Genomic DNA, 18,606 nt, shown 5'->3' on the forward strand with positions numbered 1-18,606 from the left:
AGAAGCGGCCCGTTTTGTTTCGAGCGATCGCCGGCGGGAAACCAAGTCTGCCACAGATTGCGTTCCGCCGTGTCGCGCATGACGCTTTGCTCTTATCATGCTCCTTTTCAGGAAGCGAAAGGAGCGTCTCATGCGCGAGATATCCGGTTTGGCAAAATTCGGCTACTTCTGCGTCGGCCTCTTCGGCGGCCTGTTCGGCGTGTTGGCCGCATGGTTCATGGGCAAGGATGGTTGGGGTTGGAGCGAGGGCGGCAAGCTGTTCGCCTGGTTCGGCTGCCTGTTCTGGCTCATCGTGTGGGTTGTCATGGTCGTGACGGGAGGCATCGCGGCGTTTCTGGGCATGCTGTTTTAACGCGTTCCCGACAATTCGGCCGCTTCGATCGTGTTACCCTTTGACGGATCAAATAGCCGAATGGAGGGAACGCCATGGATGGACGGGCGAAGCGGGGCGAAAGCCTTGCAGGAAAGACGATCGCGTTGGCTGCAGTGCTGGTGACGCTGCTGGCAGCCGGCACGTTGTTGAGCGCATGCGCGCAACAACGTACGACGAGCCAGTTCGCCGTGGCGCAGCCTGCTATCCCTCAGAAGGCGTCTGAGAACAATCCCGAAGCATGGCTGGACGCGCTCGAGCAGAACCCGATCGATCAATCCTTCGTAGACTCGCTTGCAGCGTTCGCCTACCGCAGCACCGCTTCGGTGTTGGGCGACGGCGCGGACGATGCCAAGGCGAACCGCATGTATTCTCCGCTCAGTTTGTACTACGCCCTGGCGCTTGCGAACGAAGGCGCTGCGGGTCAGACGCGCGACGAGATCGCCTCGGTGCTGGGTGCGCCCAGCACCGTCGACGTGCCCCAGCAGTGCGGCAACCTGTTCCGCGTGCTGACAACCGATCCTTTCTCCACGGTCGATCTGGCGAATTCCATATGGATGGCGAAGGACGCCTCCTTCGAGCAATCGTTCATCGACACGGCGATCGGTCAGTTCTACGCCACGCCGTTTTCGGTGGAGTTCGGCACTGACGCTGCCGACCAGGCCATGGCCGCATGGATTTCCGAGAATACGGGCGGCACCATCGACCCCCAGGTGAAAACCGAGAGCGACCTTCTGCTGTCCATCATCAACGCGGTGTACTTCAAAGGCGGTTGGATGGATACGTTCGATGCGGCGAACACCGCGCCCGCCGTGTTTCACGCCGCATCGGGCGACGTCGAAACCCAGTTCATGACGCAGCGTATCGACTCGCTGCAAGGCTTTCGCCAGACCGACGACTTCCTGCGCGCACGTCTGGCGTTCACGGGCGGCACGATGATGACGTTCGTGCTGCCGGCCGAAGGCGTGTCGGTGGACGACCTGCTTGCCGATGAGCAGCGCTTGGCCCAGGCTTTTGCCGTTGACGCGAACGAGGACGAGTACGGCTTCATAACCTACGTGGTGCCCAAGGTCGCCTTCGATACCGAACTTGATCTGATTCCGGCTCTCGAGCGCTTGGGTATGAAGACGCCGTTTAGCGACAAGGCGGATTTCTCGAACCTTACGGCCACCCCGGCCTTCATCTCGATGGTGAAGCAGGAAAGCCATATCTCCTGGGATGAGGAGGGCGCCGAAGCCAGTGCGTACACGGATATGGGAATCAGCGCCACATCGGCGATGATTCCCGAAGGCGAGGAAGTGGAGCTGCGGCTCGACCGCCCGTTCCTGTTCCAGATCACGTCGTCGCACGGCGTCCCGCTGTTCATGGGCGTGTGCGGCAATCCGGCTGCGTAGCCTGACAGCTTGCCGTGCAGTCGTCCGCCGGCTGCACGGCGCCTGACAGAGCGCCCGTCCCGTCCCGTCCCGTCCCGTCCCGTCCCGTCCCGTCCCGTCCCGTCCCGTCCCGTCCCGTCCCGTCCCGGTGGGATCCTTCGATGCCGATGTTTCACGTGAAACACTCGTTCGGTTTACTATTCGAAACATGCTTTGCCCGCAACGCCGCCACTCAGCGGCGCACTGCGTGCGCTTCTTGCGAGCCGGCTCGTGTGCAGTGACCCGTTAAGCGCCCTTGCGGATGCGGCGGGGGAAAGCGCGTTCTTTGCTTGATAGCTGCTTTCGGTAGTCTGTCGGTGGAGACGGCCTCGCTGATTCTTCAAGCGCGGTCGAAAGAAGAACCCCGGTCGTCCCAGCAAGGGGACGACCCGGGTCCAAAATAGAATCCGAACCGCCGAAGCGGGTTCGAGAGCCGTGGGGAGTAACCAGCTCCCTGCGGCTCGCCTGCTATTGTAGGCAGTACGCCGTTTGCTCGCAAGGCGCTTCCGGCTTTCGCGCACCCGGGCCGATGCCGTTGCGTCACGTCTGCGTCAGCCGTCGGGCGCGACGCAACCGCCGTACTGCAGCAGCGGGACGGCGGTCGCGTCGCTCGTGCTAGGGTCGCGATGCAAAACGAGCTCCTGAAACGCAAGGTTTCTGGAGCTCGTTCATCTGCGAAGTGGTGCCCGAGGCGGGATTTGAACCCGCACGTCTAAGACAACGGTTTTTGAGACCGCCGCGTCTGCCATTCCGCCACTCGGGCGCAGGATGACAGTATACCGGAATTCGATCAAAGCATCGAGTAGAAAATAGCGTCGAGTCCGCGATTGCGAATACGTCGTCAAGCCTTCATGCGTCAAGCTCGATCGAACCCGCCGAGCTCGGCTGCGGGTTCGAGATGGCTCGATCGGCGCAGTCTCTTGTCACCTTGCTGGGGAGCCGACGCTCCGTTTCTTCGCGCATCGTGCGAGCGCCATGCAGCACAGGCTTGCCGCGGCTGCCAGTGCGAGGGCGGCGATCGGTGCCTCTCCATCGCCGGTGGCGGCGAGCGCTTTTGCGGGCATCTGGCGGATCCGCGCGTCGTCGGTGCCGTTGTCATCGGGCGCGCTGCCGGGATGCTGCGCGCCGTCGCTTGAGGGGCTGCCCCCCGAAGGCTGATCCCCGCCGGAAGGCGCGTCTCCGGCATCGTCCGACGGGGGAGTGCCGCCGGACGGATCGTTGCCCTGGTCGCCTTCGCCCTCGTCTGGTTCGGCGGTTTCGTAAAAGCCGAATACGGTGTGGGGCGTCGTTCCGCGGTCGCTTGCGATGCGTACCGCGTACGCCAAAACGCCCGGCTCGAACAGCAGCGGGTCTTCCAGCGGCAGGAAGGGCGCGCTCAAGTTGAGGATCTGCTCGTAGGTGGTGAGGGTCGCAACCTCGTAATGCGCGCCGGGGAGGCTTGCCAGCTGAGGCGAGCTCAGTGCGATCTGGCTTCCCGGCTTCACCGGTCCGCTCGACGGGTTTGCCGCTATCTTATAGGAAACAGGCAGCGAAGAGGTGGCGAACTTCGTTTGGGTGCCGGACCCGGCGTTCGCACCCGGCGCTCCCGAGGCTGCCAGTGAGGCTATCGTCGCCGAGCCGCCTCCTTGCAGCGACTTGGAGGGTTCCGGCACGGAAAGCAGGGGAACTTCCAACCCGTCCACGATGGACGGATTGGATCCTGCGCGGTTCACCAAGCTGTGCGGGCCCGTTTCCTCGCGCAGGAAAAGCGCCGTCGCGTAACCGAGGGCAAGGTCGTCCAGGCTGGCCACGGCGCAGTCGTCGCCGACGCCCGCGTACCCGATGTTGTCGAGTGCGGCCATCAGGCTCTCCGACGTGCACTGACCCAGCCCTCGCTCGTCCCGCATCGCGTCGAACACCGATCGGTACACGCTGTCTCCGCCTCCGGGAAGCCCGCGGGTTTGGTTGGCGAGATAGCGCGAGAACAGGTAACCGTGCGCGTACACCGCTGTTCCTCCTGCGCCCAGAGAAGCGTCCGGCACGAAGCTCCCCTCGTATACGAACGGGGGAATGCGGCCGCTGAGGTTGACCATCACGGCCAAGTTCTGAGCTCGGGTTTTCTGGGTGGAGCCGTATCCTGCGATGGCCACGGCCGCTTGGGAGAACGCCTCGTTGAGCCATGCTTCGCTGGAGCCGTCTGTCTGCGCGAAGTTCACCAGGTGCTGGAATTCGTGGGCGATCATCGGCGGGACGAGGCTCTCGTCGAACTCGCCCACGCCCTCCAACGACTTTCGGTTCAGCACGTTGAGGTGCAGCACGTCCATAGCGTTGGTGTAGGAGGCCTCTTCGATCAGGTCTGCAGCCGTCAGCTGCTCGGGTGTGTACAAGTCGATCGAGGTGAAATAGCCGTCCAGCACCTCCGTCTCCGGCGGGAATCGGTGGAAGACGAACGCGGTTTTCCCGTCGCCGTCCAAATCGACGCGAACCGTCGACCCGAAGGCGTCCGTTACTTTTCGAAGAACGGGGTCGATCTTGCCAGCCAGCCTTTGCACCAGATCTGCGGGGAGCATGTCGGACTCCGCGTCCTCGACCCACAGGGTGAACAGCTCTCCGACAGCCACTGCCGTGGCCGTGAATCCTTCCGGACGGCCTGCGGCGCGAAACGTCTTCGAATCGCCTACCTGGTAATCGGTTTTCTCGGCAGTCGTGATGCGAGGTTCGTCAGCGGCGATCTGCTGCTTCAGCGAGGACATCGTCTCGGCATCGCTTGGCGCAAAAGAGCGCGCGCCGCAAAGGGGCGTTTCCCCGGTTGCGCCCTCGTCGGTCGATTCGCCTTCATTTCCGGCCGAAAGGGGCTTGTCGGCACTCGGGTAGCCGGACGGGAACAGCGCGTCGTATTCCTCGGCGCTGCCGATGGGCGTCATGTTCTGCACGATGACGACTTCGTTCGCCTCGGGTTGCGCATGCGCGGGCTGAGGCGCGAAGGCGAGATTGCTTGCAGCGAGCGCGAAAGCGATTGCGATCGCGACGATGCCGTTCGAGCGTGACCTCGTGCGCAGCATAGGGGCTCTTTCTTTTCCGGGCGTGCGAGAAAGCGAGTATAGCACGGCTATGGCCGCTTCTGAGGAGTGCCGGGCGAGGGGCTGCTGCTATTGCGTCTGCGAATCGTGGCGGCGGCGAAGCTTTATCTGCGCGATCATCGCCGCAACGGCGGCGGCTATCGCCAGCGCGAGGGCAGCGGGTGCCGCCGCGCTGTCGCCGGTGGAGGCGAGCGCCTTGCCGGGCAGCGGTTCGACCTGCGTGTCGCCGGAGGGCTCTTCGCCGTCGGGCTCGCCGGAAGAAGGCGCGCCGTTCCCGTCGGAGGGGCTGCCGCCCGGCTTGTTCCCGTCTTCGTCAGCCGGGCCCGCCGCCTTCTGCTCGAACACGGCGAACGGCGACAGCTCATCGACGGTCATGCTCGCAAGACCGTTTTCCACCGCAACCTTCGCCGTTTCGAGCGAGCCGTCGGCTTTCCGGTGGACCATCCAGACGCTTTCTCCCTCGTAGCGCTTGTCGACCGAGAACGACACGGAGAGCTTGCCTTCGTGCGCGGCATTCTCGCCGGTCGCCGCGTCCACCACCGACGCGTCAGCGCTGACGATGAGCGCGCCCAGCTGGTCGGACGCCTTTGCCATTTCGGCCTTCTGCTCATCGGTCAGGGCCGAGAGCGCCAAGGAGAGCTCGGCGCCTGCGGGGAACGATCCCGACACTTCCACGCGCGATCCGGCGATCTCGCCGACGTGCGAGCTCTCCTCGTAGCCGCCGCCCGGCTGGTCCGGCTCGGGCAGGTCCACCGTCACGCTCATGACGTCGGCCACAGCGTCGCCCACCGAGAGGACGATGCCGGAGTCCACGCGCTCGGCGGGCGTGTTGCAGCCGTCGTACTGCAGCAGCGGAACGACGTTGCCCTCCATGCCGAACGTCTCGCAGGCGTTGGCGTTGAAGAACGGGCGAGTGTAAAGTGCCTGGCCGTCCCGATACTCCGTATTCTCCGGATAGACGGGCATGACGCCCGGACGGTGGTCGACCGTGTTCACGGTGTTACCCAAAAGGGGATCGTCGGCGGTCGTGCCGCGCGCATCCACGATTCCCTGGTCGATATGCCAGATGACGACGCCGCCCGTTTCGTTGTAGTATTGCGGCTTGTCTTTATGGCGTTCGGCGCGGTACGAGGACGTCAATCCCCGGTCGAAGCTCTCGTACTGGCGGTTCTCCACCAGATAGTACTCGCCTTCGGTGCTGGTGGGGACGCGCAGGCACCGGTAGCCCTCGTCGCTCCAGAGCGTGGAGACGTCGTACGTGCCGTCGGCGGCTACCTCGACGGGCTCTATGTAGCCGAGCTGTTCCAAGCAGAAGGGGTCGAAGCTGACGGGGACGAAGACAGTTTCGCCGCTATCGGCAATGTAGTTGCCCCACGATCCGCCTGCCATCAAGCTGATTTCTCCCACGTCGTAGGCCAACCAGGGAAATTGGTCGACGGTCGCATCGGGATCATACGAGGTGTAGTTGACATCGTACAGGTCGGGCAGTCCCAGGTAATGTCCCAGTTCGTGCGCGACGGTGCTCGTGGGCATGGGCTGAGCGGTGACGACGTCGTTCGTAAGGATTTCTCCCATGGTGATGTAGTCGTCGACCACGATTTCGCTGTGCGTGATGGGGTTGACGATCGTTGCGGGTGCGAAGCTGTCCTTGTCCATGCTGGACAGCTGCCATCGGCAGGCCCAGGTTGACGGATCGATTTCGCCTCCCGAGGATTCATAGCCCGCCACGATGAACAGCAGGCAGACTTCGGTCGGTTCGAGCACGCCGTTGCCGTTCGCGTCGTAGGTTGCGAAGTCTATGTACTGGGAGGCTTCGTTGAGCGCGTCGACGTACGCGTCGTGCTGGTCTTTGGCCTCGGGGCTCATGAATTCCGCCCCTTTCCAGTTGCCGTGATTGCGGTCGAGCGTCACGTGGATCACGCCGTCGCCGGGCGCGTCGTACGCGTTGGTGTTGCCGCCCTCCCCGTACGCGCTGGTCTCCTCGGTCGCCGGTGTCCAGGAGAACTTGTCGTTCGACATGGTGGCGTAGTAGTTGGTGATGCTGTTCTCACCGCTGTAGAGCAGCCTGTTCCAATCGTAGTCGTCGCGGTAGCGCTGCTCCGAGGCCTTCCACGTCGACCCGTCCGGTCCCGTGACGATGTCGTCGGGGCCGAGGTTCGTGCCCTCGTCGCCTGCGAACCCGATGACGATGGTGATCAGCGGCAGGGAGGTCTCGGTCTGCGCGACCGACCGCGCGTTTCGGGCGCCTGCGCCGGACGCGGCCTGCGCGGCCTCGATGTCGGAGAGCGTCACCGCCTCGCCGACGCCCCGGTCCCGGGGGACGTAGGCGCCTCCGCCCAGCGCGGAGTAGGCCATCTTGCCGGTATCGTTTGCCAGCACCGAGGGCGCCAGAGCGTTCGCCGGTGCGGCCTCGTCGGCGCGCGGCCCGAGCGCGAGGCCGAAGCCCTCGCTTGTCACGTAATACCACGTCTGGTCGGCGGGGCTCTTCTGAACGAGGAGACCCTCGGTCGTCCGCACGTAGTGGAAGAACTCGTCGCCGCGCTGCCCGGCCTGGAAGGTCGCTCCGTCGGGCTGGACGTAGCCCTGCTCGATCTCCAGGGCGGGCCCGGCATAAGCCGCGCTGGGCGCGAGGCACAGCGAGAAAGCTAGCATGAAGAAGACGAGAAGCGGGGCGCGCCTTACCGTGCGGGCCGGTTCGCCGGTCTTTCGTTGCATAATTCCCTCTCTTCAACGGGGAGCTGCTTTTTGCGTATCGATAGCGTCAGAATACCACAGCGTAAAGCCGCCGTTCGCCGCGGGAGGTATTCCGGACGGAGCGCGGCTGCTGCAAATACTTCAAATGGGGAGCATCGCGAGACGCGCCGGCTCAGCGGTCGTTCTCGTATGCAAGCTCGATCGTCTCCAAGAGGTCCAGCAGCTCCTGCTTGGAGTGGATGTCCAGCTTCTTGTAGATGCTCTTGCTGTGCGATCGCACCGTGTTCTCCGATATGAACAGCTGCTTCGCGATGCTGGGAACGTCCCTTCCCTTTGCCAGCAGCAGCAACGTGTCGTTTTCTCGCGCCGTGAGGCCGTGTTGCTGCGACAGGACCGCGCACCGCTCCGAAACCCCATCGACAACCGTGGCTTTCGCTTCGACCGGGTTTCGCGTTGTGGCATCCTCCCCTCGGCGCTTCTTGCGCGCCTGGATGGCCGCATACGACATCGCCAGGATGTAGAACACGAACAGAACGATGACCGAAAGCGTGGCTGCGCCGAAGTTTCGCGGGTAGTACACCCATGCTCCCAACGCGGTCGCCGCCGCAAAGACGAAGTACGTGGCTCCTGCGAATGCTCCGTACACGGAGGTCGCCGGCACGCTATGTGCGCGAGCTACGGAGATGCTGGTTGACATGATGAACACCGAAACAAATGTGAACAGCACGTACACCAAGGTCGCAACCGAAAGCGCCAGCGAATTGCCCACGATCGAGAGCGCCAAGAGCGCCGTGACGATGATCGGGAAGAACGCTCGGTAGAGTCCGAGAATGCTCAGCTTTTTGAACGGCGCGCGATCGTCTCCCAACACGAACCATATGCCGTAGAGGGCGAGCGCGACGACTATGATACAGCCGCTGGCGATGAGGTTGATCGCGTCGGTTCGCTCTATCCCGTCGAGCGTGATGGCTCGCGTCAGGGCAACGGCGAAGGCGATGGCGCATACGCACAGCAGCGGATCGCTCAGCTCGGCAACCGCGCTCTTCAAGGCTCCCTTTCGCCTTTTCGAGTTCGTGCGGCGATCTTCGTTCGACTTGGGAAGACGGAGGGTGATAAGGCAGAAAACGACCGCCAACGCGACAAGGAAGGGGAAGACCATCCACGTGCGGTCTTGCAAGAGCGCGAATAGCAGCAGGTAGCCTGCCGATTGGATGACCAGGGCGAACAGCAGCGTTTTCACTACGTCGTCGAACGCAAGCGACGATAGGCGATGCTGCCAAACTAACGAGAGAAGACCGTATCCCACGCCTACCAGAATCGCCGATGTGCTCACCGTTGCAAGGCGCAGAACCCCCGTCGTCTCCATGAACAGAACGGCGTACCCGCCCAAAACGAAGACGCCTGCCGCCACCGCAGCTGCGCTCGAACAGCGCTTTGTCGGCGGCTTGCGTTTCGCTAGAACCGAGAAGAACGTCAACCCAAGCGCTATGAGCAGGGGAATCGACCAGTATTTCAGTATTTCGGGTATTCCCAGGCGCGTGAGGCCGCCCAAGGAGAGTCCGCCCCAGAGCGTGAACAATCCGACGAGCAGGGCGAGCGCCAAGCCGAAATACATGATGATGCGATGTCCCACTCTGCCCCCCCGTCGCGAACGCTTTGAGTCCCCGCGCCTATTGTAACGGTTCTGGGCAAAACCGCCCGTGCCATGTGGGGCGTGAGGCCTCGTTTCCCCTCATTTCACATGCCGCATGTGAGGAAAAATGCCCGTGTCTTGCGTAGTCTGAGGCGGTCGCCGAAGGGGCGATGGAGTTGCTTTCGAGCAAGAACCAAAACGACATGCAGGGAGGATGCATCATGGGAACCGAATTAACCAGGCGAAGCTTTCTCGCGGGGCTCGGAGTTGCGGGTATAGCCGCCGCAGGGGCGGGGCTGGCCGGCTGCGCTCCGGCGGCCAACGATTCCGCGGCGGCCACGGGCAATGGCGGCAAGGCGGCGGGCGCAAACGGGGCGGCCGCGAACGACACCGAGTTCATCGCGGCATCGTACGTCAACCCGCAGGATACCGATTACCGCCAGAACACCACGGATTTCAGCACGCTCTTCTCGCCGATCAAGATCGGCTCCATCGAGTCGAGCCATCGCATGATCAAGTCCGCCGCCGGATCGGCGACGTATCTGGCCGGCCTCACCGAGGAATTCTTCCAGTACTACGTCAATATGGCGAAGGGCGGCGTCGAGTTCATCTGGGTCGAGGGCGAACTGGGATCCCTTATCGCCGGGGACGAGGCCGCGCCCGATGCGGCTGACTTCTGCAAGCGTTTGGTCGACGAGTGCGCGCAGTACGGCACGTCGCTCGGCTTGCAATGGGCGTACATGGGCGGCGATGTGGCCGAGCTTTCGGTCGACGACATCGTGAAGATCGAGGATGTCGGCGTCAGCCTTGCGCAAACCATCCAGGGCATGGGCTTCAAGGCGCTCGAAATCAACGCGGCCGGCTTCAACATCGGCGAGCACTTCCTCTCGCGCTTCCACAACACGCGCACCGACCAGTACGGCATCGGCAGCTTGGAGGATCGCGCCCGCTTCGTCACCGAGTGCATCGCGAAGATCAAGGCTGCTTGCGGCGACGACTTCGTCGTGCAGATGCTCATCGATTGCGTCGAGGAAAACGACAACCTCACCAACAACGCGACGCTCATGGACCTCGACAACACCCTGACCGCTCCCAGCAACCTCGTGATCACGGTCGAAGAGGGCATCGAGTTCGCGAAGCTGTTCGAGGCCGCCGGCTGCGATTCCATGCACCTGCGCCTGGGCCCTCTGGGAAACCACCCCTGTCAGTTCGCCAGCGATCTGTACTTCATCCTGAACGGCATTGAGGGCGCGACCGGCTACGGCACCCAATGGGATTTCAGCCGCCACTTCCAGGGCCAGCTTGACGGAAGCCACAGCGGCGCCGGCATGCTGATCGACGTCGTCGCGCGCTACAAGGAAGCGGTGAAGATCCCCTGCGGCACGGTCACCTATATGGATCCGGCGCACGCCCCCGACTTCTTCGAGCAGGCGCTTGCCGACGGCAAGGTGGACTTCTTCCTGATGAACCGCCCGATCACCGTCGACAGCGAGTATGTGAACAAACTTCGCGAACGCCGCGCGGACGAGATCGCCCCGTGCACGCGCTGCCTGCACTGCCATATCGGCAGCAACCAGCTGAACCGCATGATGGGGTATTGCCGCGTCAACGCGCTCACCCAGCGCGTTATGACCGAGCAGGGGCCGGCCACCTACGAGCTTGAGCCGGCATCCTCCCCGAAGAAGGTCATGGTGGTCGGCGGCGGCCCCGCCGGCATGGAGGCTGCGCGCATTGCGGCGTTGCGCGGCCATCAAGTGTCGATGTTCGAGAAGACCGGTTCTCTGGGCGGCATGCTGGGGTTCGCGAGCATGGTGAAGGGCCCGCACGAGAACCTCGACGACCTTGCAGCCTACCTGGAGCGACAGCTTGAGATCGCCGGCGTGAACGTCACGCTGAACAAGGAGGTCGATCAGGCCCTCATCGACTCCGAGGCGCCCGACGCGGTCATCCTGGCAGTGGGCGGCACGCGCACCAAGCTCGATGTGAGCGGCGGCGTCCCCGTCATCGATTTCGACTCGTTCATGACCGCCGACATGGGGGAGAACGTCGTCGTGTACGGCTCGAATGCCCAGGCGTTCGATTGCGCGCTCTGGCTTACCGTGCGCAAGAAGCACGTCACCATCGTCACGCCGAGCGCCAACAAAGACCTCGACATGCAGCAGTCCCAGCATGCGATGCGCTTCATGACCACGGCGCTCTATTCGCTGGGCGTGAAGGTGTACCCGGGGGCGTCCATCAAGCAGATCGGCGACGGCCAGGTCACCATCGCCACCGAAGTGGGCACGAACGTGACCATCGATTGCGACGCCGTCATCGATGGCGCCGAGATGGAGCCGAACACCGCTCTGCTCGACGGCATCTCCGTTTCCGAGACCTATGCTATCGGCGATTGCAACGAGCCTTTCAACATCGCCCTTGCTATCCGCAGCGGAAACGACGTGGCGCGAGCTCTCTAAAACGCACCTTTTCGGCTCCCCGCCCTCTCCCTTCCCTCCTAGCGGACGGGCCGATGAAGGGTTTTCGTCCAAGCGACCCCATGCATGCGTGCGTGGGGTCGCTTGGCGTTTCGGTCAACAGATGGATGACGGCCTAGCGCACCGCAGCCGCAAGCATCATAATGAAAGTATCTACGTGCGAACGCGGCGTTTCGGCCGCTTTCGAAGCCGACGCACTCGAATAGAGAGGCGAATTTGCCATGGAACATGCTGAACTGACCAGGAAGATCGACGCGTATCTCGAGGAAAATTGGGAGACGATGGTCGAAGACATCGAGACGCTCGTCCGCATCCCCAGCTTCGAGGAATCGGACAAGGCGACCGAAGGCGCTCCGTTCGGCCCCGGCCCGAAGGAGGCGCTGGAAGCCGCGCTTGAAATGGCCTCCGACATGGGATTCAAGACGCACGATGCCGAGGGCTACATCGGGTTCGCCGACTTCCCCGGCAAGAGCGACACGCAGCTGGGCATCATCGGCCACATGGACGTGGTTCCCGCCGGTCCCGGCTGGAACTTCGAGCCGTACGCGGTCACGCGCAAGGAAGGCTACCTCGTCGGTCGCGGCACGCTCGACGACAAGGGCCCCAGCGTGGTGGCGCTGCACGCCATGAAGTTCTGGAAGGACTTGCAGGACGCCGGCGAGGCTCCTCAGTTCCCCTACACCGTCCGCTTCCTGTTCGGCGCGAACGAAGAATCCGGCATGGCCGACGTGGCCTACTACCACAAGCATTACGACGATCCGGCGTTCCTGTTCACGCCCGATGCCGAGTTCCCCGTGTGCTACGGCGAGAAGGGTGGCTACGACGGCGAGCTGATCAGCAAGCCCATCGCCGACCGCATCGTGCTGGAGTTCACGGGCGGCGCGGCCACGAACGCGGTGCCCGGCATCGCCGAGGCCGTGGTGAAGGCCGACGCTGCCGACCTGCCGAATACTGATCGCATTACCGTTGCGGCCGACGGCGAAGGCCGCGCGAAGATCACTGCGGCCGGCAAAGGAGCGCACGCCTCCATGCCCGAAGGAGGCGTGAACGCCATCGGCCTCATCGTGGACTACCTGCTGGAGCACGACCTGTGCACCGCCGACGAGCGCGCGTTCTTCGAGCTCGACCAGAAGCTGCTCAATCATACCGACGGCAGCGGCATCGGCATCAAGAGCTCCGACGAGTACTTCGGCCCGCTCACCGTCATCGGCGGCACCATCAAAATCGAGGACGACCGCTTTGTGCAGACGCTCGACAGTCGGTTCCCCACGTCCATCACGGCCGACGAGATCACCGAGCGCCTGCGCCAGCTGGCGAGCGAGATCGGCGGCTCGTTTGAGAACACGCTGCTTATGGAGCCGTTCCTCGTAAAGCCCGACAGCCCTGTGATCCAGGCGCTGCTGAACGCGTACAACGAGGCCACCGGCGAGGACGCGAAGCCGTTCACCATGGGCGGCGGCACGTACGCGCGCGAGTTCAAGAGCGGTGCCAGCTTCGGTCCCGAAAAGCCGTGGGTTGAGGATCCCGAATGGGTTGGCATGATGCACGGTCCGGACGAGGGCGTCAGCGAGGACCTGCTGAAGCAGTCCTTCAAGATCTACGCGCTCACGCTGGACAAGCTCATGCAGCTCGACCTGCAATAGCGAAGGGTGTGTCAAGGGGACGGGTGATTTGACGCGCTCCGCCCCGGTCGTCATCCTGAGCGCAGCGCGAAGCGCGGAATCGAAGGATTCCGTGAGGCGCTAGCCGGAAGCCCCCCCGGCTAGCGCCGACAAAACGCTTCCGGCTGCGCGCTCATCATCGTCGTCGAAAGGCTTTTCCCATGTCCCAACTGGATACTGTCCCCACCGATTTCGCCCCTGCTATCGGCATTGCTCCGGCCGAAGGCCTCGAGAGCGAAGAAGGCGGCCGCATCGTGCTTGAGGGTCTGCCAAACACGCGCGACGTGGGAGGCCTGCCCACGGACGACGGGCGCTACGTGAAGCATGCGCGCCTGCTGCGCTCGGGTGCGCTCGACCATGCCACCGCCCGCGACCTCGAAGTGCTGCTTGACGACTACCAGGTGCGCACGGTTATCGACCTGCGCACCGAAGAAGAGCGCAAGGAGCATCCCGACCCACAGGACGGCCTGGTGGGCGTTCGGTTCGCGGATGCGCCGGTGCCGAGCGCCTCCACATTCGGCGTCACGCGCGAGGGCGGCATGATGCAGGCGCTCAAAATGCTGCGCACCGTGCAGAAGAACCCTGCCAGCATCATGGAGGAAGTGTACGAGCGCATGATGTTGGACGAGCAGAGCCAGCGCGGCTTCGCGCAGTTCTTCGACGATGTGCTGGCTGCCGAGGATGGCTCCGTGCTTTGGCACTGCACCATCGGCAAGGATCGCGCTGGCTTGGCCGCCGCGCTCTTGCTGCACGCGTTGGGCGTAAAGCGCGAGGCCGTCGAGCAGGATTATCTGGCCACGAACAAGTACGTCCAATCCGAAACGCAGAACATCATGGACGCGCTTTCCTCGTTCGGTCTGGGCGACAAGCTGGATAAGAGCATTCACGTGATCAACTCCGCCGATCCGCGCTTCCTGCACGCCGCGCTCGATGCCGTGGAAAAGCAGTACGGCAGCCTCGACGCTTACGTGCGCGACCAGCTGAGCGTCACCGACGAAAAGCGCGAGGCCCTGCGCGCTCGCTACCTCACGGACGATCCCCGCGGGTAACGGCGGATTTACCGATGGTCAGCGGTGGTTGATGTTCTTTCGTCGGTTTGCTTGCTTCTATCTTTCGGCTTTTGGCCGGTTTCGGTGATCCATGATTTATAATGGTCGAAAGCAAACGTACGGAGGGTAGGAGGCTTAGGTGTTGAAAGCGATGATCGTCGATGACGAGGCTCCTGCGCGTTCAGAGCTGAAGTTCCTGCTTGACGAGCTGGGGCAGACGGAGGTTGTCGCCGAAGCTGCCAGTGTGCGCGAGGCTATCGAGAAGTTGAAGGAATATCCGTGCGACGTGATGTTCCTCGACGTGAACATGCCCGAAGCCACGGGCTTGCAGCTGGCTGAGGCGCTGCAGCACCTCAAGTTCCCGCCTGCGGTGGTGTTCGTGACGGCGTACAGCGAGTTCGCCCTCGATGCGTTCAAGGTGAACGCCATCGATTACCTGGTGAAGCCGGTCGAAACCGAGCGCCTGTCGCAAGCTATCTCGCGCGTGCGCGAGCACGTGTCGCTGCACGTGCAGGCTCAGAAGTCCGAGCGCATTCCCGTCGAAAAGGGCGGCAAGAAAATCCTCATCGGCATCGACAAGATCCGCTTCGTCATGGCGCGCGACGACTACGCGTACCTGCAAACGGATACGGATCGTTACTTCTCCACGGTCAGCTTGGCTCAGCTGGAGAAGCGCCTCGACGGTCACGGTTTCTTCCGCGTGCACCGCGGCTATCTGGTGAATCTCTCGATGGTGGAGGAGATCGAATCGGTGTCGGGCGGTACGCTGCTGCTCACGCTGAACGCCGTGGACGAGAAAATTCCCGTGTCCCGTCGCCGAGTTTCCGCTTTGAAGAAGGCGCTGGGGCTGTAAGGCGCGTCCGCATAACGAACCTCGAAGGGCCGGAGAATCGTCGGCCCTTTTCTTTTTGGCACGAGCGCCATCAGGAAAGCGGCTTTTCCCTCCTGCGTCCCCGCGTGAGTGACCCCGTCATCCCGAGCGGCGCTGCCCCCCCCTTTGTCATCCTGAGCGAGCGAAGCGAGTCGAAGGATCCCGTGCGGCGTCGGCCATAAAATCATCTGCAATAATCGCACGGATCTTCGGTTCCGGCATCTTCTGCCTGTGCTCAAGACGGCAGTCCCAGCGATGTTTCACGTGAAACATTTGTTCGCTTGTCGCATGGCATTACGACAAGTGTTTCACGTGAAACACTTGTTCGCGCAAACCGCGGACAGTCGCGAAGCCCGCAAGCGGCAGACGGGGACGCATCGGCACCAGACAGGCGAGAGGTTCGCGCGCAGCGGGCGGCGCGAGGTTCGCGGGCGGCGGACAGGCGCGAAGGTGGGAAATCGCTCCAATCGCATGCGAGAATGCGAAAAGCGCCCGAGAGACGAACCCTCGGGCGCTTCCGACAGAGAAATGTGGGGTAATGGCCTAGTAGGCGGTGAAAGACGACTTCGGAGCCAGGCAGATGGGACAGGCGGTGAAGTTTTCGCCCTTGTGGATGTAGCCGCAGATGGGGCACAGGTAGTACTTGCCGTCGAACGGGGTGTCGATGGTGGTGTACGCATCCATATACAGCTTCGCATGATACGCCTCGGCAAGCTTGGCGCGCGTGAACACCTGCACGGCCTTGTTGTTGCCCTCTTCCTGGGCCTTCTTGATGAAGGAGGGATACATGTCCGAGGTCTCGTAGATCTCGCCGTTGGCGCCGGAGATCAGGTTGATGTCGCTCTCGTGCTCCTCGACCGCGGGCGGCTCGGGCTTCTCGGTTGCGGGGTCGATCTCCTTGGCCAGGTCGTACTCGAGGCCGATGTGGATTTTCTCGGCGTCCGCGGTGCACTGGAACAGGCGGGCCAGCACGTCGAAGCCCTCGTTCTTGGCGACCTTCGAGAACGCCTCGTACTTGGTGGTGGCGCCCGTCTCGCCCGCGATGGCCGTCATAAGGTTTTCGTAGGTGGTGCCGACGGTGGTCTTGCTGTCGTAGATGATGTTGAAATTGCTCGCCGTCGAGGCATCGGGCATGGATGTGGGTTCCAGCACCTCGGCCATATACTCGCTGTTCGTCCCGCTGCCGGTTCCGGTGCCGTCGGCGGACGGATCGGTCGTGGTTTCGGCCTTCGGCTCGCTCGGGGCGGCGCAGGCGCCCAGCAGGCCCATCGCGGAAATGGACACGGCGCTGACGGCGGCGCCCTTCAACAGGTTCCTTCTAGAAATATCGGACATGGTTCCTCCCTCGTCTTCCCGATGGGCTCCTCTCCAGCCCATCTGATATCGATACTATATATCAATTAATATAAATAATCAATAATGAAATAGTACGGGAATGCTTGGGATTTGCGCGCTGATTCTCGTTCTCGGGCGCGCTCCCACACGCTTTGTCCACAACTCCGTCACAAGCGCAAACACGATGGTCAGCCTCGTCACCGTTTGCTAGAATGGAGCGAATTACGCTGAAAGAAGGTTGTATGCTATCCGGTGATGTAGAAAAACTGTATCCTTCCGCGAAAGCCCTCGTGAAGGACTGCGTTGCCAGCCGTATCCATGCCAAGGATGCGAGCCTGTACGACTTCTCGGAGGAAGCGCGCGCGTGCTCCGAGCAATACATGGGATGGACGGACCTTGCGAGCAATTCGCCGTACTCCCTGCGCGACATCCAGAATTTCGCCGACTCGATCATCGCCCAAGGGCTGAAGACGGTCGTGCTCATCGGCCAGGGCGGTTCCACGCAGGCGCCCATGACCATCACGAAATACAACAAGCCCGATTCGTCGAAGATCACGTTCAAGACGCTGGACTCCGACTCGCCCGTGCGCGTGCGCGCCATTTTGGCCGAAGCGAAGCCCGAGACCACGCTGTTCGTGATCTCGTCGAAGAGCGGCGGCACCATCGAGCCGCGCCTGGCCCTGCGTGCCGTGCGCGACGCCGTGGCCGACCGCATCAGCGAAGAGGAGCTGGTGCAGCACCTCGTGGCCATCACCGACCCCGGCTCCATGCTTGAGCGCCAGGCGCGCGAAGAAGGGTGGGCCGCGGTGTTCTCCGGCCAGCCCACCGTGGGCGGGCGCTTCTCCGCGCTGTCCGTGTTCGGCCTGCTGCCGGCGGCGCTCGTGGGCATCGACCTGGAAGAGTTCATGGCGCACGCCATCGACGCCGAGCGCCAGTGCAGCGAGGACGCCATCGACAACCCGGCCATCGGCCTGGCATCGTTTTTGTACGACAACTACCTGCAGGGACGCAACAAGTTCACGTTCCTCACGCAGAAGCGCGGCCGCGTTCTGGGTCTGTGGATCGAGCAGCTGGTGGCCGAGAGCCTGGGCAAGGACGGCCAGGGCATTCTGCCCAACATCGAGGTGGACTCCCTGCTGCTCAAGAAAGACCCGGGCGATCGCAGCGCCATCGTGTACCTCACGCGCAACGACCTGTGGGACGAGCGCCGCAACTTCGAGATGAGCCTGTCCTACATCGACCCGGCCATCCCGCGCGCCAACTACAAGATCGACTCCGTCGAAGAGCTGGCCGAGCACTTCGTGATGTGGGAATACGCCATCGCGATGTGCGGCTACCTCATGAAGATCTGCCCCTTCGACCAGCCCGACGTGGCGTCGGCGAAGGCCGTGGTGCTCGACATCCTCAAGGAGGGCCAGCCCGAGCCCGACTTCGTGCAGGATTTCATCGACGAGGTGCACATGGGCGAGGTGGAAGTGCGCCTGTCTCCGTGCTTCAAAGATTGCACCGATGTCCGCAGCGCGCTGCGTGCGCTGCTGGGCAGCATTCAACCGGGCGATTTCTTCGCGCTCAACGCGTTCTTGCCGTTCACGGGCGAGGGTCGACGCGAGGCGCTGGAAACCATCCGTCACGGCGTGGCTGAGAAGCGCGGCGTGGTATCCTGCCTGGAAGTGGGTCCGCGCTACCTGCACTCCACCGGCCAGCTGCACAAGGGCGGCCCGAACTGCGGCGTGTTCCTCATCCTGTCGGCCGACGAGCTAAAGGACATCCCGCTGAAGCAGGAGGCTGAAAGCCTGGGCTCGCTGGCCAAGGCGCAGGCGTCGGGCGACCTCGTTACGCTGGCCGAGCGCGGGCGGCGCGTGGTGCACCTGCACCTGCCCGACAACTCGGGCGTTACGCTGCGCCAGCTGGCTGAAGTGATTTCCGACATCCTGGAAACCATGACGGTGCCGACGGCTTAGCGGGCGGCCGCGCGACACGATAGCGTTACACCCCGAGGGCGGCCGTCGAGCCGCCCTCGTAGATTGAAGGCCACAGCACAACGCGGA

The 18,606-nt window shown here is 63.1% G+C and carries 11 protein-coding genes and 1 tRNA gene; 7 read left to right on the top strand and 5 right to left on the bottom strand.

Annotated elements, in window-relative coordinates:
* Window positions 1–130: 130 nt before the first annotated feature.
* Both ELEN_RS00685 and ELEN_RS00690 read left to right on the top strand, forming a co-directional pair.
* Window positions 131–352 (top strand): hypothetical protein, encoded by a 222-nt coding sequence (locus ELEN_RS00685; RefSeq protein WP_009305713.1) that lies wholly within the window; start codon window positions 131–133, stop codon window positions 350–352.
* A 74-nt stretch (window positions 353–426) separates the two neighbouring features.
* Entirely contained in the window at window positions 427–1,764 is a 1,338-nt protein-coding gene (locus ELEN_RS00690; protein WP_015759827.1) for a serpin family protein, read from the top strand.
* A 698-nt stretch (window positions 1,765–2,462) separates the two neighbouring features.
* Here ELEN_RS00690 and ELEN_RS00695 read toward each other — a convergent pair.
* The 4 genes from ELEN_RS00695 to ELEN_RS00710 form a co-directional block, all read right to left on the bottom strand.
* Window positions 2,463–2,545, bottom strand: a tRNA-Leu gene (locus tag ELEN_RS00695).
* A 160-nt stretch (window positions 2,546–2,705) separates the two neighbouring features.
* Window positions 2,706–4,823 carry a hypothetical protein gene (locus ELEN_RS00700; RefSeq protein WP_015759828.1) on the bottom strand — a complete coding sequence of 706 codons (2,118 nt, stop codon included), beginning with the start codon at window positions 4,821–4,823 and terminating at the stop codon, window positions 2,706–2,708.
* Window positions 4,824–4,910: 87 nt separating this feature from the next.
* Window positions 4,911–7,556 carry an immune inhibitor A domain-containing protein gene (locus ELEN_RS00705; RefSeq protein WP_015759829.1) on the bottom strand — a complete coding sequence of 882 codons (2,646 nt, stop codon included), beginning with the start codon at window positions 7,554–7,556 and terminating at the stop codon, window positions 4,911–4,913.
* 151 nt (window positions 7,557–7,707) lie between these two features.
* Window positions 7,708–9,168, bottom strand: a complete 1,461-nt coding sequence (locus ELEN_RS00710; protein ID WP_021409037.1) for a helix-turn-helix domain-containing protein — start codon at window positions 9,166–9,168, stop codon at window positions 7,708–7,710.
* Between the two features lie 221 nt (window positions 9,169–9,389).
* Here ELEN_RS00710 and ELEN_RS00715 point away from each other — a divergent pair, with 221 nt between their 5' ends.
* The 4 genes from ELEN_RS00715 (at window position 9,390) to ELEN_RS00730 (ending at window position 15,205) form a co-directional block, all read left to right on the top strand.
* A complete protein-coding gene (locus ELEN_RS00715) occupies window positions 9,390–11,624 on the top strand; it encodes an FAD-dependent oxidoreductase (RefSeq protein WP_041691688.1) in 2,235 nt (744 codons plus the stop codon).
* A 239-nt stretch (window positions 11,625–11,863) separates the two neighbouring features.
* Complete coding sequence (locus ELEN_RS00720) at window positions 11,864–13,285, top strand: Sapep family Mn(2+)-dependent dipeptidase (RefSeq protein ID WP_015759832.1); 1,422 nt, start codon at window positions 11,864–11,866, stop codon at window positions 13,283–13,285.
* 179 nt (window positions 13,286–13,464) lie between these two features.
* Window positions 13,465–14,352, top strand: a complete 888-nt coding sequence (locus ELEN_RS00725; protein WP_015759833.1) for a tyrosine-protein phosphatase — start codon at window positions 13,465–13,467, stop codon at window positions 14,350–14,352.
* A 139-nt stretch (window positions 14,353–14,491) separates the two neighbouring features.
* Window positions 14,492–15,205, top strand: a complete 714-nt coding sequence (locus ELEN_RS00730) for a LytR/AlgR family response regulator transcription factor (RefSeq protein ID WP_009305719.1) — start codon at window positions 14,492–14,494, stop codon at window positions 15,203–15,205.
* Between the two features lie 561 nt (window positions 15,206–15,766).
* Here the strand turns inward: ELEN_RS00730 and ngr are convergent.
* On the bottom strand, window positions 15,767–16,558 hold the full coding sequence (gene ngr / locus ELEN_RS00735) for a nigerythrin (RefSeq protein ID WP_015759834.1): 792 nt from the start codon (window positions 16,556–16,558) through the stop codon (window positions 15,767–15,769).
* Between the two features lie 242 nt (window positions 16,559–16,800).
* On the opposite strand from ngr, the gene ELEN_RS00740 reads away from it, so the two are divergent.
* On the top strand, window positions 16,801–18,519 hold the full coding sequence (locus ELEN_RS00740) for a glucose-6-phosphate isomerase (RefSeq protein ID WP_009609026.1): 1,719 nt from the start codon (window positions 16,801–16,803) through the stop codon (window positions 18,517–18,519).
* Window positions 18,520–18,606: the final 87 nt, after the last annotated feature.

The sequence above is a fragment of the Eggerthella lenta DSM 2243 genome (genome assembly GCF_000024265.1).
GTDB classification, from domain to species: domain Bacteria; phylum Actinomycetota; class Coriobacteriia; order Coriobacteriales; family Eggerthellaceae; genus Eggerthella; species Eggerthella lenta.